20 protein-coding genes and 1 pseudogene are annotated in these 20,168 nt (G+C 67.7%); 11 read left to right on the plus strand and 10 right to left on the minus strand.

What is annotated here, in order from left to right:
- Window positions 1-41 precede the first annotated feature (41 nt).
- Window positions 42-599 carry a TIGR03086 family metal-binding protein gene (locus G4H71_RS12390; protein WP_072737152.1) on the minus strand — a complete coding sequence of 186 codons (558 nt, stop codon included), beginning with the start codon at window positions 597-599 and terminating at the stop codon, window positions 42-44.
- Window positions 600-637: 38 nt separating this feature from the next.
- Window positions 638-1,525, minus strand: a complete 888-nt coding sequence (locus tag G4H71_RS12395) for a hypothetical protein (RefSeq protein WP_072737151.1) — start codon at window positions 1,523-1,525, stop codon at window positions 638-640.
- Between the two features lie 279 nt (window positions 1,526-1,804).
- On the opposite strand from G4H71_RS12395, the gene G4H71_RS12400 reads away from it, so the two are divergent.
- The 3 genes from G4H71_RS12400 to G4H71_RS12410 are packed head-to-tail and all read left to right on the plus strand — an operon-like array spanning window position 1,805 to window position 3,770.
- Complete coding sequence (locus tag G4H71_RS12400) at window positions 1,805-2,425, plus strand: DUF2975 domain-containing protein (protein WP_072737150.1); 621 nt, start codon at window positions 1,805-1,807, stop codon at window positions 2,423-2,425.
- Window positions 2,422-2,688: a helix-turn-helix domain-containing protein gene (locus G4H71_RS12405; protein ID WP_072737149.1), complete on the plus strand. Its 267-nt coding sequence runs from the start codon at window positions 2,422-2,424 to the stop codon at window positions 2,686-2,688. The genes G4H71_RS12400 and G4H71_RS12405 overlap by 4 nt, the downstream gene beginning before the upstream one ends.
- A 56-nt stretch (window positions 2,689-2,744) precedes the next feature.
- Window positions 2,745-3,770 (plus strand): aldo/keto reductase, encoded by a 1,026-nt coding sequence (locus G4H71_RS12410; RefSeq protein ID WP_072737287.1) that lies wholly within the window; start codon window positions 2,745-2,747, stop codon window positions 3,768-3,770.
- 17 nt (window positions 3,771-3,787) lie between these two features.
- On the opposite strand, the gene relB is transcribed toward G4H71_RS12410, so the two are convergent.
- Window positions 3,788-4,357, minus strand: coding sequence for a type II toxin-antitoxin system RelB family anti-toxin (gene relB, locus G4H71_RS12415; RefSeq protein WP_072737148.1), 570 nt, complete (start codon window positions 4,355-4,357; stop codon window positions 3,788-3,790).
- 150 nt (window positions 4,358-4,507) lie between these two features.
- Between relB and G4H71_RS12420 the strand changes: the two genes are divergently transcribed.
- From G4H71_RS12420 to G4H71_RS22605, 6 genes are all read left to right on the plus strand, one after another.
- Window positions 4,508-5,368 (plus strand): ABC transporter permease, encoded by an 861-nt coding sequence (locus tag G4H71_RS12420; RefSeq protein ID WP_083342979.1) that lies wholly within the window; start codon window positions 4,508-4,510, stop codon window positions 5,366-5,368.
- Window positions 5,365-6,135, plus strand: a complete 771-nt coding sequence (locus G4H71_RS12425; RefSeq protein WP_072737285.1) for an ABC transporter ATP-binding protein — start codon at window positions 5,365-5,367, stop codon at window positions 6,133-6,135. The genes G4H71_RS12420 and G4H71_RS12425 overlap by 4 nt, the downstream gene beginning before the upstream one ends.
- A gap of 76 nt (window positions 6,136-6,211) precedes the next feature.
- Window positions 6,212-7,207 carry an ABC transporter substrate-binding protein gene (locus G4H71_RS12430; RefSeq protein WP_072737147.1) on the plus strand — a complete coding sequence of 332 codons (996 nt, stop codon included), beginning with the start codon at window positions 6,212-6,214 and terminating at the stop codon, window positions 7,205-7,207.
- Window positions 7,208-7,369: 162 nt separating this feature from the next.
- Window positions 7,370-8,512, plus strand: a complete 1,143-nt coding sequence (locus G4H71_RS12435) for an aryl-sulfate sulfotransferase (protein ID WP_072737146.1) — start codon at window positions 7,370-7,372, stop codon at window positions 8,510-8,512.
- 12 nt (window positions 8,513-8,524) lie between these two features.
- A complete protein-coding gene (locus G4H71_RS12440) occupies window positions 8,525-9,790 on the plus strand; it encodes an MFS transporter (RefSeq protein WP_072737145.1) in 1,266 nt (421 codons plus the stop codon).
- A gap of 396 nt (window positions 9,791-10,186) precedes the next feature.
- Window positions 10,187-11,050 carry a glycoside hydrolase family 19 protein gene (locus G4H71_RS22605; protein ID WP_246442195.1) on the plus strand — a complete coding sequence of 288 codons (864 nt, stop codon included), beginning with the start codon at window positions 10,187-10,189 and terminating at the stop codon, window positions 11,048-11,050.
- A 24-nt stretch (window positions 11,051-11,074) separates the two neighbouring features.
- Here G4H71_RS22605 and hslR read toward each other — a convergent pair whose 3' ends face one another.
- Window positions 11,075-11,452: an Hsp15 family ribosome-associated heat shock protein gene (gene hslR / locus G4H71_RS12450; RefSeq protein ID WP_246442183.1), complete on the minus strand. Its 378-nt coding sequence runs from the start codon at window positions 11,450-11,452 to the stop codon at window positions 11,075-11,077.
- Window positions 11,439-12,932 carry an MFS transporter gene (locus G4H71_RS12455; RefSeq protein ID WP_072737143.1) on the minus strand — a complete coding sequence of 498 codons (1,494 nt, stop codon included), beginning with the start codon at window positions 12,930-12,932 and terminating at the stop codon, window positions 11,439-11,441. Before G4H71_RS12455 ends, hslR begins: the two co-directional genes overlap by 14 nt.
- A 127-nt stretch (window positions 12,933-13,059) precedes the next feature.
- Between G4H71_RS12455 and ubiG the strand changes: the two genes are divergently transcribed.
- On the plus strand, window positions 13,060-13,893 hold the full coding sequence (gene ubiG, locus G4H71_RS12460; RefSeq protein ID WP_083342980.1) for a bifunctional 2-polyprenyl-6-hydroxyphenol methylase/3-demethylubiquinol 3-O-methyltransferase UbiG: 834 nt from the start codon (window positions 13,060-13,062) through the stop codon (window positions 13,891-13,893).
- Window positions 13,894-14,077: 184 nt separating this feature from the next.
- On the opposite strand, the gene G4H71_RS12465 is transcribed toward ubiG, so the two are convergent.
- The 5 genes from G4H71_RS12465 to G4H71_RS12485 all read right to left on the minus strand — a co-directional run bounded on the left by G4H71_RS12465 (window position 14,078) and on the right by G4H71_RS12485 (window position 19,142).
- Window positions 14,078-14,926 carry a 3-hydroxybutyryl-CoA dehydrogenase gene (locus G4H71_RS12465; RefSeq protein ID WP_072737142.1) on the minus strand — a complete coding sequence of 283 codons (849 nt, stop codon included), beginning with the start codon at window positions 14,924-14,926 and terminating at the stop codon, window positions 14,078-14,080.
- 8 nt (window positions 14,927-14,934) lie between these two features.
- Window positions 14,935-16,095 (minus strand): acyl-CoA dehydrogenase, encoded by a 1,161-nt coding sequence (locus tag G4H71_RS12470; RefSeq protein ID WP_072737141.1) that lies wholly within the window; start codon window positions 16,093-16,095, stop codon window positions 14,935-14,937.
- A 145-nt stretch (window positions 16,096-16,240) separates the two neighbouring features.
- Window positions 16,241-16,756, minus strand: coding sequence for an HXXEE domain-containing protein (locus tag G4H71_RS12475; RefSeq protein WP_217631310.1), 516 nt, complete (start codon window positions 16,754-16,756; stop codon window positions 16,241-16,243).
- Entirely contained in the window at window positions 16,756-17,451 is a 696-nt protein-coding gene (locus tag G4H71_RS12480; protein WP_072737281.1) for a TetR family transcriptional regulator, read from the minus strand. The genes G4H71_RS12475 and G4H71_RS12480 overlap by 1 nt, the downstream gene beginning before the upstream one ends.
- A 92-nt stretch (window positions 17,452-17,543) precedes the next feature.
- Entirely contained in the window at window positions 17,544-19,142 is a 1,599-nt protein-coding gene (locus tag G4H71_RS12485; protein ID WP_072737140.1) for an acyl--CoA ligase family protein, read from the minus strand.
- Window positions 19,143-19,282: 140 nt separating this feature from the next.
- Here G4H71_RS12485 and G4H71_RS12490 point away from each other — a divergent pair.
- Window positions 19,283-20,159 (plus strand): annotated as a pseudogene (locus G4H71_RS12490) (helix-turn-helix transcriptional regulator).
- Window positions 20,160-20,168 lie beyond the last annotated feature (9 nt).

The following is a 20,168-nucleotide window of genomic DNA, read 5'->3' on the forward strand; positions in this document are numbered from 1 at the left end:
GTTCTGCCGACGTTTGCGTGCGGACGCGCGAATTCGCGAGGTCAGCGTGGATTTCGGCCGGTGAGCGCGAGGAGTCGATCCTGGAGTGGTGCGTCGTCCTCGACCGGCACCGGATCGCCGAAGAGGCCACTGTCGGCGAGCATGTCCCGCTGGCCGTCGAGCTCGCGCCACACCGCCTCCACGAGCGTGGGGTCCAGCCGTTCGTCGGCGCCGACGGCGCGGGCCAGGTCCCAGGCGTGCACGGCGATGTCCGAGGTCTGCTGCCGGAGGTAGTACTCCACCGGGAAGGTGCCGAACGACAGGTGCACGGGCGCCTGGAGGTCGGTCTCCTCCCACGCCAGCGATGCGGCGTGCGCATATCGGTTCCATTCCGCCCGCAGGTCGCCGTGCAGCGACGCCACGTCCGAACGGGCCTGGTCGACGGTCTTTCCGGCCAGTAGCGGTGGCACCCACTGCTGCTCGACGACGACATGCCGCACCAGGTCGGTGACGGTCCAGTCGGTGTCCGGTGTCGGGCCGCTCCACTGGACGATCATCGCGACTCGGGCCCCGAACTCGTCGCGGGCGGTGCGCTGGAGACTGATCCAGTCGAAGTCCATGCACTCCACAGTAGGAGAGTCACCGGCCGGGCGGCAGGTCAGACGTGCGATGCGATGACGCGAATGTGGTCCACGATCTGGCCACCACGGAGCCGGCTCCGGAGGTGAGGATGGCGATGGAGGTCGTCGAGCAGGTAGAACAGTGTCTTGCCGGCGACGCGGTGCGCGAGCGCCGACACTCTCAGCTTCCCGATCGAGTGGATCGGGCGGTCGCCACCACGGGTCCGGAGACTCTGTCGACCACGGGTCCGGAGACCCCGTCGACCACGAGGCCGGAGGCTGCGGACGGCCCCGGGCGCGCGGAGGTGGATTTCGAGCCCGGTCTTGGCCTGGTGAGCGTGGACCTCCACGAGGTCGTCCCAGGCGATGTAGCCGCTGTACAGCGGACTGGCCAGATATATCCCCGATTCGGTCAACGTCAGGCTCTGCCCTTCGGCCAGGATCTTGCGACTGACCGAGGCCAGACTCGATCCGGCCGACAGGACGATCACCAGCACCAGAACCAGGAAGAGCAGAAGCAGGACCTCGCCTCCGGATTGTCGGATTTTCACCAGGAGGTAGATCAGGAACGGTGTGACAACGAGTAGGCAGAGCACCCCTGTCCCTGCGTACTGCGCCACCGTCAGGCTCCGATAGGGAATCACGGTGCCGCTCTCGGTGTCGCCGGTGTCGAGTGTGTCGCGGTCTCGGCGGGACTGCGAGGTCCTTCCGGTTCGCGGGTCGACGGAACCCTCCACGACATGGGTGAGATCCGAGTCACGGGTCGCGACGCTCTCCGGCATCGCCAGGAGCACGAGTACCCCCACCCCGAGTGCCGGCAGAGCAGACGCCAACTCTCCGGTCCCGATCACCGAGAACATCACGGCGACGACCATGACGACGCCGAGCCCGGTGAGGATGCCGCGCGACCACGTCGTCGTCCACATCCACCACCCCCGCGGAGTGGGCAGTGGGCGCGTCCGTTCAGGGCCGATCGGGCCACTGTCCATGTCGGGCCGGCCTGCCCGCTTCCGCTGCGTTCGCTTCACGCGTCGTCCCCTGTGTCCCCGTCCCCGTCCCCGTCCCCGTCCCCGTCCCCGATGAGGATGCTCTCACGACGAGGCGAGCGGTATGACGAGGAGGCCGGTGTCTCGCTTGCTCGAGTTATCGATATTCGTTATGTTCTTATCGACAAGCGATAAGTCGAGGAGAGTGGAGGCCCCTCCATGGCCGAGTCGAGTACGTCGAGCGGGATCCTCACCCGCAGTGACCGGTGGGGGCTCGTGTTCACGGTGGTCGGGGGACTCGTCGTCGCGGTGGCTGCCCTGGCCGACGCGGTGTGGGAGATCGCCCGAATCCTGCCGAACAAGGATGTGGCCGTGCAGGTTCCGTTCGTGGACATGCGGGCACCGCTCCCCGTCGGCCCGGACGGCGCGCCGGTCGACGCCGTCATCGACACGGCGACGGTCCAGGTGTCCGGGATGGCCGGCATCACGCTGGTCTCCCTGATCCTGGCGCACATCGCGGTGGCGGCCACCGTGCTCGCGTTGGTCGGCTGCGGAGTGGTGCTGTGCCGCAACCTGGCCAGGGGAATTGCGTTCAGTCGTACGAATACCCGGATGATCATCGCGTCATCGGTCATCGTGACCGCGGGATGGTTCGCCGTTGCGATGTTCGGCACGATGGGGGTGAACGGGGCATTCGCGGCGCTCAGCGACTACACGTACGACAACGTCACGTTCGCCGTCGACTGGGCCCCGGTCTTCGTGGCGCTCGCGCTCGCCGTCATCGGAATGGCGTTCCAGGCCGGTGAGCGGCTTCAGAAAGACGCCGAGGGGCTCGTGTGAGTGACGCGGCGGATCCCGGTGCCGTGCCGGCGAGTGTCATCCACTGCAGGCTCGACATCCTGCTGACCGAGCGGGAGATGACCCTGACGCAGTTGAGCGAGATCGTCGGAGTCAGCCTCGTCAACCTCTCGGTCCTCAAGAACGATCGTGCGAAGGCGATTCGGTTCTCGACCCTGGTCGCGATCTGTGACGCGCTCGACTGCGAGGTCGGAGACCTGCTCGAACGGCGTGTCACGGGGGTGGCGCGGGACGGTCGCCGATAAAGATCGCCGTGATTTACTCCCGTGTTCCCGACGGCACCGTGCGGAAGGATCGAGCCATGACTGTTCCTTCCGCTTCCCGCGCTTCCGCCGTCGTCGACACCGTCCCACTCGGCGACGGGCTGGTCGTCAGTGCCCAGGGCTACGGCGCGATGTCCGTCGCCCCGGTCTACGGCCCCGTCGATCCTGCCGAGGCACTCGCGACCCTCCATCACTCCCTCGACATCGGGGTCACCTTCCTCGACACCGCGAACGTCTACGGCCAGGGAGCCAGTGAGCGTGCGGTGGGGGAGATCCTGAAGACGCGTCGTGACGAAGTGCAGTTGGCGACCAAGTTCGGGCTGGTCGGCAACATCGCGACCGGGCGGCGGGGTATCGACGGATCTCCGTCGCACGTCGCGACCTACCTGGACGAGTCGCTCGAACGGCTGGGTGTGGACTCCGTCGATCTGTACTACCTGCATCGGGTGGATCCGAATGTTCCGGTGGAGGACACGGTCGGCGCGATCGCCGAACTCGTCCAGGCGGGCAAGGTGCGCCACATCGGCCTGTCCGAGGCGACCGGTGACGAGCTGCGCCGGGCACATGCCGTGCATCCCATCGCGGCGATCCAGAGCGAGTGGAGCATCTGGAGCCGCGACGTCGAGAACCATGTGGTCCCGGCGGCCGCCGAGCTCGGTATCGGGTTCGTGCCGTACTCGCCGGTCGGACGTGGATACCTGGCGGGCTCGTACGACCCGGCAGCGCTCGGGGAATCCGATCTGCGCCATCGCTTCCCGCGTTTCGCGCCCGACGCGATACCGGCCAATGCGAAGGTTCTCGAGATCGTCCGGACCGTCGCCGCCGAGGCCGGTGCGACTCCCGCGCAGGTCTCGCTCGCGTGGCTCTACGAGAAGGGCAGGCAACTGGGCCTGCCCGTCGTGCCGATTCCGGGCACCCGGTTCGCGGAGCGGGTCGCCGAGAATGCGCGCGCCGTCGATGTCGCACTGACACCGGAGCAGATCGCCCGCCTGGACGAGCTCGCCGACCTGACGGTGGGGCACCGGTCCGCGGACCCGAGCTGGGTGTCGTTCGGGCGGGAGTAGCTTCTCGGCTCGGCGGACTACCCGTGCCGGGAGACGAGAATCGTTCGGGCGGGCCGGGACCCGACGAGGACGCAGCGGTGCGGGACCAGACCGGTGTGCAGAGCGGTCTGACCCGCGGTCAGCAGGACCGGGTCGTGCCCTCGGAGCTGCAACTCCACGGTTCCGGACAGCACGTAGATGAAGTCCTCCCCGGGGTGCTCGAACCAGTCGCGGTCTCCGGCACCGGGATCGAACGTGTGCTCGTAGGCCTCGAGCATCGTGTCCAGACCGCCGGGTATGAGTGCGCGCGCCATCTGGTGGTTGCCCTCGCCGACGCGGATCACTTGACGGTCGGCCGGGGTCGTGACGCTCACCGGCGCCTGCGGCCGGTTCTCGAGGAGGGCACCCGGGTGGACACCGAAGGTGTCCGCGAGGAGATAGAGAGTGGTGAGGCTGGGAGTCGCGACGCCGCGTTCGAGCTGGCTCAGGAAAGGCTGCGAGATTCCGCAGTGCTCGGCGAGCGCGCCGGACGAGAGCCCGGCCTTCTTGCGGAGGAGACGAATCCGTTCCCCGACCGCCACTCCCTCCGGAGTGGGTGCTCTCCCCATGCGGCAACCTCCGTGGCTCTCGAGCGCCCGAACAGGCGCGAAACTTCCATAGACTACGTCATTAGCCGCAGGCCGAGGCTCTTTCGAATCAACATGATCGTAACAGGCTGACGGCTTCCTATTATTGACGTCGTCAATGATCATGGGTTCATGCCTACGACGACACCACCCGCACCGACGGGCGTGGAACCCGCTGAGAATGCGGGCACTCGCTCCGTCCGTGGTGACGCCTCATCCATCCGGTGGGGCCGTGCCCGAATTCTGCTGGACCAGGTCTGGCCCCCGCTGTCCGCGCTGGCCGTCGTCCTGGTGCTGTGGTGGGCCGTCGCCGTCAGCGGGGTGGTCAGCCGAGCGCTCTTCCCCACCCCCATCGAGACCTGGGACGCCGCGCGGGCGATGTGGAACGAGGGCGTCCTCACCACGGACCTCTCGGCGAGTCTCGGTCGTGCCGCAGCGGGTTTCGCGATCGGTGCGACGCTCGGAGTCGGCGTGGGGTTCGTCTCGGGCCGGATCACCCCGATCGCGCGCGTGGTGTCCCCGGTCGTCTCGTTCCTCAGACCGATCCCCGTGATCGCACTCGTGCCGCTCGCGACCGCCTGGTTCGGTATCGGTGAGGACGCGAAGCGAATCGTCATCGCGTACGCGGTGTTCCTCGCGGTCTGGCTCTACGTGCACGACGGGGTCGCCAGGGTGGCTCCGCTATACCTGCGAGTGTCGAGGATGTTCGGTGTCGGCCGGGTGCGCACCTTCCGGAAAGTGCTGTTGCCCGGGGCGGCCCCGTCCGTCGTGACGGCGCTGCGGTACGGGAGCAGCATCGCCTTCCTGGCTCTGGTGGCCGCCGAACTCGGTGGCACGCAGACCGGGATCGCCTATCGCATCCAGGTCGACGGGCAGTTCCTGCAGACGGATCGGATGTTCGTCGGGCTCATCGTGCTCGGTGCACTCGGCGCGTCTGCCGACCTGGTGCTGGCGGCAGCCGGGCGCCGGTGGATCACCTGGAGCGCATCATGAAAGACCATGGGAAGACCGCCGATCCGGCACCCGGCCGAGTCCGACTCGACCGGCTGGAGGTCACCTACACCTCCACGAAGTCCCGCCGACGCACGCGGGCACTCGCCGAAACCTCGGTCGAGCTCGGCGCCGGCTCGTTCACCGCGCTACTCGGCCCGAGCGGCTGCGGCAAGTCGACCCTGCTGAACGTCATTGCCGGGTTCGTGCCGCCGTCGGCAGGATCTGCCGAGCTGGACGGGAATCCGATCACCGGACCGGGACCGGATCGCACCGTGGTCTTCCAACAGTACGCACTGCTGCCCTGGATGACGGCGACGGCGAACGTCGAGTTCGCGCTCGAACGGTGGCAGCTGCCCCGCGCCGAGCGCCGCGACCGCGCCAGGCAGGCCCTCGCCGCGGTGCACCTCTCCGACGCCGCCGACAAGATGCCCGGTGAGATGTCCGGCGGGATGCAGCAGCGGGTGGCCATCGCCAGGGCGATGGCAGCGGAGCCCGACGTACTCCTCATGGACGAACCGTTCGGCGCACTCGACGCGATCACCCGGGCCAGAATGCAGGAGCTGGCGCTGACGTTGTGGTCCGAGACGGGGCGCACGGTCGTGTTCGTCACCCACGACGTCGACGAGGCATTGTTTCTGTCACAGCGAATCCTGTTGATGGACAGCGCCCCAGGGCGCATCGTCGCCGACATCGATCTCCTCGGTGCCGACGACGCCCGGCGTGCCGACGTCAGATCCCGGATCGTCGCCCGACTCGGAGGACATTGACGGCACATTGTCCCGGCGGCTCGTCGGAACCACAGCACTCCTTTCGCCGAATTCTCGACTCTTCCAAGGAACGAACATGATTCGATCTCGTCTCGCATTCGGAGCCCTCGTGACGGCAGCGGCACTGGCCGCCACCGCGTGTGGCTCGTCGCAACCGGATGATCCCTCCGTGAACCGGGTGAGCATCGCCGGTAGTGACTACGTGGGTGCCGCGCAACTGTTCGTCGCCGACCACGACGACCTGTGGGCGTCCGAGTCCCTCGATGTCGATCTGCAGGTCTACCAGACCGGCCGCGACGCACTCAACGCCGTGCTCGGTGGTCAGGCCGACCTCGCGACCGTCGGTGATCTCCCGACGGTCACGGGGATTCTCGCCGGTGAGGACATCCGTGTGGTGGGCTCACTCTCACGGGGGAGCGGGTGGCGGGTGCTCACCACTCGGGACTCGGGAATCGACGAACCTGCGGATCTGCGTGGACAACGGATCGGCCTGGCCCAGGGGACGAATCTCCAGTACCTGGTCAGCGCTGTGCTCGAGTCCGCCGGGCTCGCCGAGTCCGACGTGGAATTGGTGAATCTCGCGCCGAACCAGGTACCCCAGTCCCTGGCCGCGGGCGACATCGACGCGGGCGTGACCTTTCCCAGTTTCTACGGCACCACGGAGTCTCTGCTCGGTGGGCAGTATGCGGACTTCGTCTTCGACGGCTACCGGAACGCGACGATCCTCGTCGCCGGCCCCGACGTCGACGACACCGTGATCGAATCGGTGTTGCGTGCGCTGCTTGCAGCCCAGCAACGCGTCGAATCCGACGAGGCCGCGGCACGCGCTTCGGTGGTCGCGGGGTCGAACGGATCGATCTCGGCGGATGCAGCTGCGGACCTGTGGCCCCTCTACCGCATGGAGATCGGCCTCGATCGCGAGCTGGTGGACTCACTCGACGACGAAGCGAGCTGGGCCGTGGACTCGTTGGGGATCCGGAGCGCCACCGGCCCCGATGCGGTCCGGGCCGCGATACACCCTTCCCCACTGCAGAACGTGGACGCCGGGGCGGTCACCCTCGACCGGCCCTGAGCGCGCAGACGGGCGAGAAAACCACGGAGCAGCGGCATGTCGCGCGCTGTGCGGAAGCAGGGATCACGGAGCGCCGACAGAGTGCGTGACCGGGACCGGACGATACGAGGATACGAGGAGCGGTGGCCTATGACGACGACAGAAACGAGTAGGACAGAAACGATGGCATCGGGCACGAACGTGGATCAGAACACGTTGCGTCGCAGGGGAGTCGGGCTGATCGCCCACGATCCGGCGCGGGCGTGGCAGGGATACACCCTGTTCGCTCCGATCGCCGAACAGGGGCGGGTGTACCTGGTGGACATGGAGGGGCAGGTGGTGCACGAGTGGGACCTCCCCTACCCGCCCGGCAGACATGCCCGCCTGCTTCCCGACGGCAACCTCTTCTACCAGGGCAAGGACGTCGACGGACCGACGTTGTTCCCGATCTGGGGCGTGTATCACGGTGGCGTGCTGGCCGAGGTCGCGCCGGACGGTTCGATCCTGCGCGAAGTGCGACATCCCTACCACCACCACGATGCGGTCCTCCTCGCCAACGGAAATCTCGCGGTCCTCACCGTCGAGCGACTGGACGAGGCCACCGCACGTCGAGTGCGGGGCGGTGTCCCGGGTTCGGAGGCGCCGGACGGATCGATCTGGGCCGATGTGGTCGTCGAGATGACCTGGAGCGGAGACGTGGTGTGGCGATGGTCGGCGGCGGAGCGGCTGGCCTTCGAGGATGCGCCGCTCGACGCGCACTTCGCCCGCGAGCACTGGCCGATGGCGAACACGGTGAGTGAAACGTCGTCCGGAGACCTGTTGATCGGTTTCCGCAGTGCGTCCACCGTGGTGCGTGTCGCGCGGGCGACCGGAGACGTCGAGTGGCAGCTGTCCGCACCGGTCGTCTCCCAACAGCACTATCCGCACGAACTCGACAACGGCAACATTCTGGTGTTCGACAACGGTAGTTTCCGCGATTCCGTGAGCTACCCGTACTCGCGCGCGGTGGAGGTGGATCCGGAAACGAACACCGTGGTGTGGGATTACACCGACAACCCACCCCAGAACTTCTACAGCCCCTACATGTCCAGCGCCCAGAGACTTCCGAACGGCAACACCCTCATCACCGAAGGCTCGTTCGGCCGCATCTTCGAGGTGACGCCGGATCGCGAGGTGGTCTGGGAGTACGTGATCCCGTACTTCGGCAGTTTCGGTGCCGGTGTGGGACTCGACTCGTCACAGGGCGCGAACAACTCGGTCTTCCGGGCGTACCGATACGGCCCCGAGGTGGTCGAGCGTCTGCGTGAGGGCGGCGCCCTGTCGTAAGCTCAGCTCGGTATGAACCGGGTCTGGTGGGTGTGGGGAGTCGGCGTCTTCGCCTACGTCGTCGCGGTACTCCACCGCACCTCGTTCGGAGTGTCCGGTCTGGCGGCCTCGGAACGATTCTCGGCAGGACCCGGCGTGCTCTCGAGCTTCGTGGTCCTCCAGATCGTGGTCTATGCCGGAATGCAGATCCCGGCCGGCGTCCTGCTGGATCGCTTCGGCTCCCGCGCCATGATCTCCACCGGAGCCGTGGTGATGGCGTCCGGCCAGCTTGCCCTCGCTCTCACCGAGTCGCTGCCGGTCGCGATCGCGGCCCGGGTGCTCGTCGGTGCCGGGGACGCCTTCACCTTCATCGCGGTGCTGCGGCTGGTTCCGCAATGGTTTGCACCGCGGCGCGTCCCCCTCGTGTCCCAGCTGACCGGTATCACCGGGCAGCTGGGACAGGTGCTCTCCGCCGTCCCGTTCACGATTCTGCTCGCCGATGCCGGGTGGACGACCGCGTACTCGTCGGCCGCGGCCCTCGGTGTACTGGCATTCGTGCTGTCTCTCGCGGTGGTGCGCAATTCGCCGCCCGGTCTGGCGGTGATCGCCGCACCGGCCGGCCTGCGTGAGGTGGGCCGTCAGGTGCGGGCGGTCTTCGCCAACCACGGGGCCCGCCTCGGATTCTTCACCCACATGGGCACCCAGTTCTCGATCACCACCTTCGCGCTTCTGTGGGGAGTCCCGTACCTCATGTCGGCGCAAGGCCTGTCTGCCACGGCGGCGGGCGCGTTGCTGTCGCTGTCGGTGGTGACAGCCATCACGTCGGGAATCGTCATCGGGATCCTCAGCGGTCGCTATCCGATGCGCCGGTCACTGATGGTGCTCACCGTGATGTCGAGCAGCGCGGTGATGTGGGCGGTCGTGCTCGCCTTGCCCGGCCCTGCGCCGATGTGGCTGCTGTGCCTGCTGGTGATCGTGATTTCGGTGGGAGGCCCGGGATCGATGATCGGCTTCGACTTCGCTCGCATGATGGTGCCGTCGACGAGCATGGGCACAGCGCAGGGGCTGGTGAACAGCGGTGGGTTCCTCGCGACCCTGATCGTGCTCCAGTCGATGGGCCTGATTCTCGATGCGATGGGCGGTTACACGTTCGAGTCCTTCCGGGTCGCGTGGTGTGTCCAATATGTGATCTGGGCAATCGCCGTCACCGGAGTTCTGGTCTTCCGCCGCCGTGCACGGGCAGAAATGGGCGTCACCGTTCGCCCGCTGCGCGATGCCTGGCGCGACCGGCGCGGATAGCCGCGGACCGAGCACGCGAGAGTCTCGGCGGGCATTCCTCACCCGCCCGGATATCCACGAATAGTGCTCTGCGGCAACTGATGTGACTTCTTCCGTCCGTGTCGTCGCAGTTCGCGGCGTTGCCGGACGGGGACTGTGGGCGGCGCCTTCGGGGCGGGGGACCGGTGGCGTCCGGGACGGGGGTTCGAGCGACGTGAGAGTGATCTGGATCTCAGAAAGCCGGCTGGATGTGGCCCTGGTCTCGATTCCTTGAAACCTCGCGACCTGCACCGTTACCTGGTTGTGACCCATTTGCGACGCGTTGGTGACCATCGAGGGAACATTCGCTTCCCCGGCAACACCCGCATCTCAGTTTCGGAAGGTCGATGACTCGGCCGAAATCTTGGAGCACGTCCCTTGCACGTTTCAACATACGCACGTCGAATCGGTTTCGCCGCCGCGGCGACCACTGTCCTGGCCACCAGCAGCGCTGCTGTGGCACACGCCACTCCCGAGGCCGCGGCCACCGTCGGCCCCACCCTGCCGGCGGCGGCCTCCCTCGCCTCCCCGGCCCCGGCTGCTGCCCCCGCAGCCGCAGAACGGGGGGAGGCCCCGGTGACGAGCCCCTACGACCCGCGCCAGCTGCTCGTGGCGCTCACACTCCCCGGCCAGCAGGCCCGCGTTGCGGATGCTGCTGCCCAGGCCGAGCAGGCGGCGGCAGAAGCCGCCGAGGCGGAACCGGAGACGCCGACGTTCATCACGCCCGAGCAACTCGCCGCGATCGTGCCGCAGATTCCGGCGGACAAGCTGGCCACCTACGCGGCTCCGCTGAACGCCGCGATGGTCAGCGGGGGTATCGACAGCCCGATCCGCAAGGCGGCATTCGTCGCGCAGCTGCTCGTCGAGTCCGACTCGTTCCGTACCTTCGAGGAGTACGCGTCCGGTCGCGCCTACGAGGGCCGCGCCGATCTGGGCAACACCCAGCCGGGCGACGGTGAGCGCTACAAGGGCCGCGGCGCCATCCAGGTGACGGGCCGGCACAACTACGAGAGCGTGAGCCAGGCCACCGGTATCGACTTCGTCTCCCACCCCGAACTGGTCGCCGCGCCCGAGCACGCCTTCTCCACCGCGGTCTGGTACTGGACCTCGCGCAACCTCAACCAGGCTGCCGACAACGCCGGGATCGTGCGGGTGTCCGAGCTCGTCAACGGCGGGCACCACGGACTGGCCGAGCGCCTGGCCGGATTCCAGCGGGGCCTGGACGTCTTCTCCCGGATGTGACCCTGCGGCATCTCGGGTGGCAGCTCAGAAGCCGCGCAGCCGGTCGATCTCGCGGCGCTCGCGCTTGGTGGGACGTCCGGCGCCCCGGTCACGTACCGGAAGCGCCGCGAACAGCTCACGCGGCGGGGGCGGTGGCGTGTGGTCGGTGTAGCACTCGACGGCGACCGGAGCACCCACCCGCTTGGTGATCGTGCGGGTGACCGTCACGATCCGCTCGGTGCCCGCGCTGCGGATCCGCACCTCGTCGCCGGCCTTGACCGGCTGCGCAGGTTTCGCCGTCGCTCCGTTGACCCGGACGTGGCCGCCGCGGCATGCGGAGGCCGCAGCGGAACGGGTCTTGAACAAGCGCACCGCCCACGTCCAGCTGTCCACCCGGCTGGTAGCGGATTCAGGGGTTGCCACGTTCTCCATGATATTGCGGATATTGCGGACCCGGATATTGCGGACCCGGGGCGACAGCCGGGCCGGTGACGTCGCAGCGGGGCACGGTCGCCACGGTGTCGTCCTCCGGCGGTGTCGCCGGATTGCGGATCAGCACGCCGGCCACCACGGCACCGACGGCGAGCAACCCCACGCAGATCAGCATGGCAACCCGGAATCCGTGGCTGAACTGTTCCGACTGCCCGACGCCGATGCCGCTGATTCCGGCCAGCGCGGGCAGCGCCGCCACCGCGAGGAGCTGGCTGGTGCGCGCGATCGCGTTGTTGACACCGGACGCGATGCCCGACTGCACCACGGGAACCGAGCCGAGGACCGCGGCCGTCAACGGCGCGACGAGTGCGGACAGCCCGAGACCGAAGACGAGCACGCCCGGCAACACGTCGATCACGTACGACGCATCCGGTCCGATCCGGAGCATCAACAGCAGTCCGGCGGCGGCGATTGCCGGGCCGACCGTCATCAGCAGCCGCGGCCCGTGGTGCTGGGCATAGCGACCGGCCCGGGCCGACAGGACCAGCATCAGCAGGGTGATGGGAATGGTGGCGGCGCCCGCCTCGATCGGTGAGTACCCGGCGACGATCTGCAACTGCATGAGCAGCAGGAAGAAGACTCCGCCGAGCGCCGCATACACCGCGAACGTCACGAGGTTCGCGGCGGTGAACACGCGTGAACGGAACAGAGACGGCGGTACCAGTGCGTGCGGCGACGTACGCTCCACTTGGACGAACACCGCCATCGCCAGCAGGCCCGCGACGGTGAACAGCGGACGAACCTCGATCAGCCCGTACGTGATCAGCCCCAGGCCCAGCACCGCCAGCACCGAGCCGACGACGTCCAGCTTGTCCGGGGCATCCGGATCGCGGCTCTCCGGAACGTGCCGCAACGCCACCCACACCACCACCACGGCGAGGGGCAGGTTCATCAGGAACACCGCGCGCCAGCCGACGGACTCGACGAGCCAGCCGCCGATCAGCGGGCCGATCGCGCTCGCGATACCGCCGAGCCCGGACCACAGCCCGATCGCGGCGCCCCGGTCGTCCTCCTGGATGCTCGCGTTGATGATCGCGAGGCTCCCGGGCGTCAGCAGGGCAGCCCCGACCCCCTGCAGCACACGCGCGACCACCAGCATCGTGACATCCGGGGCGAGCGCACACAGCGCCGACGCGACCGCGAACCAGACGGTGCCGATCACGAAGATCCGCCGACGGCCCATCCGGTCCCCGAGCGCGCCACCCAGCAGGATCAGCGCCGCCAACGCCAGGGTGTATCCGCTCAGGGTCCACTGCAGCCCGGACATCGACGCGCCCAGGTCCTCGCCGATGTGCGGGAGCGCGACGTTGACGATCGTTCCGTCCAGCATCGCCAGACTCGACCCCAGCACCGTGGCGGCGACCACCCACCGGCCGCGGCGCGAGTGCAGGGCGAGGCCGGGAGACGTCATGGCACCATCGTGCTCCCCTCAGCGTGGGGGCGGGCGGGGTTTCCCTGCACGTGGGGCAGGGGCATGTGACGATGGAACGACGCCGAGAGCGAAGACACAGCAGCAGCGACGAGGTGGTGTCGAGCGAATGATCGACAACCGAACGATCGACAACCGAACGATCGACGACCGAACGATCGACGACCGAACGATCGACAACGATGTCTACAACCGCACCGGGCAGACCTGGTGGTCCGAGGACAACCCGCTCAATCTTCTCCACGGCAGCCTCACTGCGGGCCGGTTCGCGTACTTCCGGTCGGTGCTGGATCGCCGGTGGGGTGTCGGGCACTCCGGCCGTCGCGCCCTCGACATCGGTTGTGGCGGAGGTTTTCTCGCAGAGCAGTTCGCGGGGCTGGGTGTGCGTGTCGTCGGCATCGACCCGTCCGGGGTGTCCCTGCGTGCCGCGCGGGCTCACGCCGGCGGGGACCTGCCGATCGACTACTGCCGGGCGGCAGGGGAGCGGCTCCCGGTCCCGGACGCGAGCTTCGACGTCGTCTACTGCTGTGACGTGCTCGAGCACGTCGAGGACCTCGGTGCCGTGCTCGCGGAGACCGCCAGGGTCCTGCGGCCGGGCGGCCTCTACTTCTTCGACACCATCAACCGCACCTTCGTGAGTCGTCTCGTCACCATTCGCCTGATGCAGGAGTGGCGTCTGACGAGGATGTTCGACACCCCGATTCACGACTGGTCGATGTACGTGCGGCCACGCGAACTCGAGACGATGTTGGACACGCACGGAATCGGCGTCGGAGAGGTCGTGGGGCTGGGGCCGCGGTCGTGGAACCCGATGCGCCTGGTCGACATGGCACGCGCCGCGCGCGGCCGGCTCGGCTACGGAGAGGTGAGCCGTCGCTTCGATTTCGGGCAGGTGCGCAGCACCGCGATCTCGTACATGGGGTACGGCGTGCGCGAGGGGTGAGTGCCGGGTCTCGCGCCACAGCCGCACACCGATTCTGCGAGCCTCGGCATGTCGTCTCGGCAAGTCGTTGTGCGGCTGCAGAATGCGCGTGCGGGGGTACGGAGACGACGACGGCGCCCACGGATCACCGTGGGCGCCGTCGCTTCAGGATCGAGCTGGCCTCTGGAGACGCTGTCTCGGGAGGTCAGCTGTAGTCGTAGAAGCCCTTTCCGGACTTCTTGCCCAGGCGTCCCGCCTCGACCATGCGGCGCAGCAGCGCCGGAGGCGCGTAGTGCGGCTCGGCGAACTCGTCGTACAGCGACTGTGCGGCGTTGAGCGTGATGTCCAGCCCCACGGTGTCGATGAGCGTCAACGGGCCCATCGGGTACCCGGCGCCGCCCTTCATCGCCGCGTCGATGTCTTCCTTCGTCGCGTAACCCGATTCGAGCATCCGCACCGCGGACGTCAGGTACGGGATGAGCAGGGCGTTCACGATGAAGCCTGCCCGGTCCCCGGCCCGCACCGCGGTCTTGCCGAGCGTGTTCTTCACGTAGTCGTACACCGCCGTGGCGGCTTCTTCCTCGGTGGTCAGTGCCGAGATGACCTCGACCAGCGGCATGATCGGCACCGGATTGAAGAAGTGCACGCCGACGACCTGACCGGGACGGTTCGTCGCCTGCGCCATCTTGATGACCGGGATCGACGACGTGTTGGTCGCCAGGATGCCGGACGGCTTCACGATGGTGTCGAGCTTGGCGAAGATGTCGGTCTTGATGGACTCGACCTCGGGGGCCGCCTCGATCACGAGGTCGCGGTCGGCGAGATCCTCCAGTTTCAGCGTCACCGTCACCCGGGCGAGCGCCGCGTCGGCATCCTCCTGGCTGAGCTTGCCGGCCTTGACGCCACGGCCGATCGACTTCTCGATCCGTGCCTTCGCCGCGTCCGCGAACTCCTGCTTGGTCTCGACGACGATGACCTCGCTGCCGGACTTGGCACAGACCTCGGCGATACCGGCACCCATGGTGCCGCCGCCGATAACTCCTACTTTCTCCACAACTGTCCTCACTTGAGCAGCGCGCGAGACATGACGACGCGCTGAATCTGGTTGGTGCCCTCGTAGATCTGCGTGATCTTGGCATCACGCATCATGCGCTCGACCGGGAAGTCGGTGGTGTATCCGGCGCCGCCGAACAGCTGCACGGCGTCGGTGGTGACCTCCATCGCCACGTCCGAGGCGAAGCACTTCGCGGCAGCCGAGATGAAGCCCAGGTTCTTCTCGCCGCGCTCGGCACGAGCAGCGGAGGTGTAGACCATCAGGCGTGCGGCCTCGACCTTCATCGCCATGTCGGCGAGCATGAACTGCACGGCCTGGAAGTCGCTGACGGACTTGCCGAACTGCTTGCGGTCCTTGGTGTATGCGATCGCGGCGTCGAGGGCGCCCTGGGCGAGACCGACGGCCTGCGCGCCGATGGTCGGACGGGTGTGGTCGAGCGTCTGCAGTGCCGTCTTGAAGCCGGTGCCGGGCTCGCCGATGATCCGGTCGCCGGGGATGCGGCAGTTCTCGAAGTACAGCTCGGCGGTGGGGGAACCCTTGATGCCCAGCTTGTGCTCGAGCGGTCCGACGACGAAGCCCGGGTCGTCCTTGTGGACGATGAACGAGGAGATGCCGTTGGCACCCTTCTCGGCGTCGGTGACCGCCATGACGGTGTACCAGGTGGACTTGCCGCCGTTGGTGATCCAGCACTTCGATCCGTTGAGGATCCAGTCGTCGCCGTCCTGCTTGGCGCGGGTACGCATGCTCGCCGCATCCGAACCGGCCTCGCGCTCGGACAGCGCGTAGGACGCCATCGCCTCGCCGGAAGCGAGGGTGGGAAGGACCTGCTGCTTGAGCTCCTCGGAGCCGTTGAGGATCAGGCCCATCGTGCCGAGCTTGTTGACGGCCGGGATCAGGGAAGACGAACCACAGACGCGGGCGACCTCCTCGATGACGATGCAGGTGGCCACGGAGTCGGCGCCCTGGCCGTCGTACTCCTCGGGCACGTGCACGGCGTTGAAACCGGAGTTGACCAGCGCGGTCAGCGCCTCCTCCGGGAAGCGGGCGTTGCCGTCGACGTCCTTCGCGTACGGCGCGATCTCCTTCTCGGAGAGCGCGCGGATCGCGGCACGCAGTTCCTCGTGCTCTTCGTTCAACTTGAACAGGTCGAAGTCCGGATTCCCGGCCATGAATGCTCCTCGATGGGTATCGACGGCATCGAGTGGAGGCACTCGGTGCCACGGGTGGTGCGGCCGGTTGGCGGTGTTCGGGCACACTTCGGCCACTTCGAGCCAGTCAACCACGGCACTGAGTGCCAGTCAAGTGCGTGATCGCTCACCTGCGCCGCAGTAGACGGGCCGCGCCGTGGACTCCGAGCACTGCCGGAACGAGCACGGCGACGCCCTCCGCGTACGGGCCGTTGCCCTCGACGAGGACTCCTCTGGTCCGTAGCTGCCGACGTGCCCACAGGCTGTAGGGCAGCACCACCGTGACCGCGGTGACGACGCCGGTCGAGTAGCCGCGTAGGGCCACACTCGCTCCGAGATGAGTGAGGACGTGCCCGTGCAGTCCGGCGAGAACGGCCTGGAAGAACCGGTCCCGTCCACCGGTGCGCGCACCCCGTGCCGCGGCGGTGGCGACGAGTGTCCCCATGAGTGCGATCGCGACGGCGGATTCGCGGTGTGTGGTGACCACTCTTTCGCCGAGCGCACGCGCGACGGGCGACGACGACTCGGCCAGCCGGGAGGCGAGCACCCGCGACGTCGCGGGCATGGTCGCCGACTCCTCCAGGTCGTGTACCAGCCACGACGCGAACAGGCCCCACGCCACGACACGGGAGGGAGCCGGCATCAGGCCTCCTCCTCGGTGAGCCGTGCACGCAGCGCGCCGGTGATGTCGTCGATCGTGGTGCCGCTCGGATACCGGAGCACGACGACCTCGTCCTCCACCCGGCTGTCCGGCGCGACGCCGTACGTCCTGCGCACGTCGAGCAGCGCGGCATCGAGTGCCTCGGCAGTGGTGTCCGGGTCGCCCTTGATCATTCCGCGGAGCAGGTAGTTGTGGCAGGCGGTGACGGCGGCGGCGAAGCCCACGACCCGCAGCACGGGTTCGTCGGGGAGGGCGGGGCGCAGATACTCGACGAACAGGCGCTCGTAGCGGTAGCCCGTGACGATCTCGCGTTCGCGCAACGCGGGAACCTGTTGGACCACCTGATAGCGCCGGTACGACAGATCGCGGTTCTCGCGGAAGCGGGCGAACACGACGCCCGCGGCCTCGCAGACGATCGCCCACGGGTCACGTGCCTGGCCGGAGCGTGCCAGGAACTCGCCGACGTGCTGGAGCAGCGATTCGTGGTCGGCGAAGATCACGTCTTCCTTGGACCGGAACTGCCGGAAGAAGGTGCGCCGGGACACGCCCGCGGCGGCCGCGATCTGGTCGACCGTGGTCGACTCGTAGCCGTTCTCCGCGAACAGCCGGATCGCTTGGGTGACGACGTGGACGCGGAAATCCGGGTCCGCGCCGCCACTCTCGCTGCGTTCGGTCATGCCTGTCAGTATCACACCCTGCCCTCGCACGCCCTGCCCTCGCACGCCCTGCCCTCGTGCGGTCATCGTGCCCCGTCGGCTCGGTCCCGGTCTCACCCGGCGCGGAGCGCGAACTTGAGGACCTTGCCGGTGGGGGTGCGGGGCAGTTCGAGGGGGAAGACGAACTCCTCGGGCACCTTGAACCGCGCGATCCGCTCGCGGGCGTGCGCGATCAACTCGTCGGCCGTCAGAGCCCGACCCTTCTCGAGTACCACGAACGCTTTGGGCCGTTCGCCCCATTTCGGGTGCGGCACACCGACGACGGCGACGTCGAGGACGGCCGGGTGCGAGAGGAGAGCCTGCTCGACCTCGACCGTGGAGATGTTCTCTCCGCCGGAGATCACGATGTCCTTCGCGCGATCCTTGAGTTGGACATAGCCGTCGGGATGCATGACACCCAGGTCACCGGTGTGGAACCAGCCGCCGGCGAACGCCTCGGCCGTCGCTTCCGGGTCACGGTAGTAGCCGGCCATCACGTTGTTGCCGCGCAGCACGATCTCACCCAGCGACTCTCCGTCGGCGGGGACGTCGTTCATCTGCTCGTCGACCACCCGCACGGTTTCGGCCTGCACCATTCCGACGCCCTGGCGCGACAGCAGGGCCGCACGCTCGTCGGGAGTTGCCCCGTCCCACGCATCCTGGTACTCGCAGATCGTGTATGGGCCGTACACCTCGGTGAGTCCGTACACGTGGACGACGGTGACGCCGATCGCCTCGAGGCGGGCGATGACGGTCGGCGACGGCGGCGCACCCGCGGTGGTGATTCGCAGGGAGTCGACCCGATGGGCGCGCGGCGATCCGGCGATCGTCGAGCACACGGCGGGTGCGCCACACAGGTGGGTGATCCCCAGATCGTCGATGGCATCCCAGATCGAATCCTCGCGCACCGCACGCAGGCATACGTGCGTTCCGCCTGCCTGCGTGACGGCCCACGGCGTGCACCAGCCGTTGCAGTGGAACATCGGCAGGGTCCACAGGTATTTCGTGGATCCGGTGAAGCCGTTGTGGAACGTCTCCCCCAGCGAGTTCAGATACGCCCCTCGGTGGGTGTACATCACCCCCTTGGGGCGGCCGGTGGTGCCGGAGGTGTAGTTGATCGCGAGGACCTGATCCTCGTCCTCGACACCCCAATGCAGTGGTGTGTCTTCGAGATTCGTTCCGGTGGAAAGGAACTCCGTGTACGGCGTGGACTCGATCCCGTCGATCTCCGGTACGGAGACGGTGGAATCCGGTACCTCGATGATCTCGTCGAGGCCGGGCACGTGTGCGCGCGCAGTCGAGGTGGCCCCGAGGAACTCGGAATCGACGAACAGGATTCTCGTGCCGGAATGATCGAGGATGTACTCCAACTCTGCCGGGGCGAGGCGGGAATTGAGTGCGATGAGTATCCCGCCGGCCAGGGGAACGGCGAAGTGAGCGAACAGTAGTTCCGGGACGTTGGGCGCGAGGAACGCCACGCGATCGCCTGGTTCGATCCTGCTGCGCAGGGCACGTGCGAACCGCTCCACCTCGTCTCCGAACTCGCGATAGGTGTACCGGCGATCTCCGTGGATCACCGCGGTGCGGTCGGGGAACACGCCGGCCGAACGCTCGAGGAAACGCAGCGGGCTGAGTGGCGTGCGGTGGGCCGATGTGTGGGTGGGGCCGGGCAACGAAACCTCCGGAAATCAGATGGAACACGAACTGTGATCGGCGCGACAGGACTGGAAGGACGGTAGAAGTCGTCACAGGGGCGTCGCTACCCTCCGAAGTGGGTAGGTAGCGGGGGATGTGATCCGAGACGGAGTTGGTCATGGTTGCGAACGGCGTGCTCAGGCCGAGCGATCAGGATGCGGTGCGTGGCGAGTTGAGGCGGCTGCGAGGGCGCACGGCGTTTCCCGTCCTGTTCGGTGGTGTCGTGGAGGAGGGACAGCTGACGTTGTCCGGTTTCGTGGGGACACGGAGCACGGTCCTGCCGTGACCTGGTGATCGACGCCGAATGCGGTGTGGGTGGGCGAGCGATGGTCGAGCGACGCCCGGTCGGCATCCAGGGCTACTTCAACTCTCGACGAATCACCCACGAGTACGACGCCCCGGTGCGGCGCGAGGGAATCGAGACGCTCCTGGCGGTGCCCGTCGTGGTGCGGGGGAGGACGAGGGGCACCCTCTACGGCGGACTGCGGGAGAACCTTCCTCTCGGGGATCGGGCGACCGAAACGGTGGCGACGTCTGCGGCGGCGCTGGCACGTGAGATCGAGATTCGCGACGAAGTGGACCGCCGCACGGCGATGTTGAAGGCCGCCGTCGACCCGCCGCCCGCGGCCGGTGGCCGGGACGACGTCGAGGATCCGCGTCTGCGCGCCGGTATCGCGGAGAATTGCGTGGTACTCGGGGAACTCGTGGGCCGACTCGAGGATCCGGAGTTGGAGGCCCGATTTCGCCAGGTGGAGGACGCGTTACGGCGCCTCGTCTCCGGCGAGTCGTCTGCCTCACCGATCGCCCTCTCTCGACGCGAACGCGACGTGCTGAACTACGTGGCGCTCGGATGCCGGAATGCGGAGATCGGTGAGCGGCTGTCGTTGAGCACTCAGACCGTGAAGACGTACATGCGCAACCTCATGGCCAAGCTCGACGTGAGGAGCCGCCACGAAGCTGTCGTCGAGGCGCGCAGGCACGGACTGATCCCCTGATCCCTGACC

Source organism: Rhodococcus triatomae, assembly GCF_014217785.1.
Taxonomy (GTDB): Bacteria; Actinomycetota; Actinomycetes; order Mycobacteriales; family Mycobacteriaceae; genus Rhodococcus_F; species Rhodococcus_F triatomae.

Bases quoted from the DNA above. Each gene is read 5' to 3' on its own strand.
- G4H71_RS12390 (WP_072737152.1), bottom strand. From the start codon at position 599: ATGGACTTCGACTGGATCAGTCTCCAGCGCACCGCCCGCGACGAGTTC.
- G4H71_RS12395 (WP_072737151.1), bottom strand. From the start codon at position 1,525: ATGTGGACGACGACGTGGTCGCGCGGCATCCTCACCGGGCTCGGCGTC.
- G4H71_RS12400 (WP_072737150.1), top strand. From the start codon at position 1,805: ATGGCCGAGTCGAGTACGTCGAGCGGGATCCTCACCCGCAGTGACCGG.
- G4H71_RS12410 (WP_072737287.1), top strand. From the start codon at position 2,745: ATGACTGTTCCTTCCGCTTCCCGCGCTTCCGCCGTCGTCGACACCGTC.
- relB (WP_072737148.1), bottom strand. From the start codon at position 4,357: ATGGGGAGAGCACCCACTCCGGAGGGAGTGGCGGTCGGGGAACGGATT.
- G4H71_RS12420 (WP_083342979.1), top strand. From the start codon at position 4,508: ATGCCTACGACGACACCACCCGCACCGACGGGCGTGGAACCCGCTGAG.
- G4H71_RS12425 (WP_072737285.1), top strand. From the start codon at position 5,365: ATGAAAGACCATGGGAAGACCGCCGATCCGGCACCCGGCCGAGTCCGA.
- G4H71_RS12430 (WP_072737147.1), top strand. From the start codon at position 6,212: ATGATTCGATCTCGTCTCGCATTCGGAGCCCTCGTGACGGCAGCGGCA.
- G4H71_RS12435 (WP_072737146.1), top strand. From the start codon at position 7,370: ATGGCATCGGGCACGAACGTGGATCAGAACACGTTGCGTCGCAGGGGA.
- G4H71_RS12440 (WP_072737145.1), top strand. From the start codon at position 8,525: ATGAACCGGGTCTGGTGGGTGTGGGGAGTCGGCGTCTTCGCCTACGTC.
- G4H71_RS12455 (WP_072737143.1), bottom strand. From the start codon at position 12,932: ATGACGTCTCCCGGCCTCGCCCTGCACTCGCGCCGCGGCCGGTGGGTG.
- ubiG (WP_083342980.1), top strand. From the start codon at position 13,060: ATGATCGACAACCGAACGATCGACAACCGAACGATCGACGACCGAACG.
- G4H71_RS12470 (WP_072737141.1), bottom strand. From the start codon at position 16,095: ATGGCCGGGAATCCGGACTTCGACCTGTTCAAGTTGAACGAAGAGCAC.
- G4H71_RS12475 (WP_217631310.1), bottom strand. From the start codon at position 16,756: ATGCCGGCTCCCTCCCGTGTCGTGGCGTGGGGCCTGTTCGCGTCGTGG.
- G4H71_RS12480 (WP_072737281.1), bottom strand. From the start codon at position 17,451: ATGACCGAACGCAGCGAGAGTGGCGGCGCGGACCCGGATTTCCGCGTC.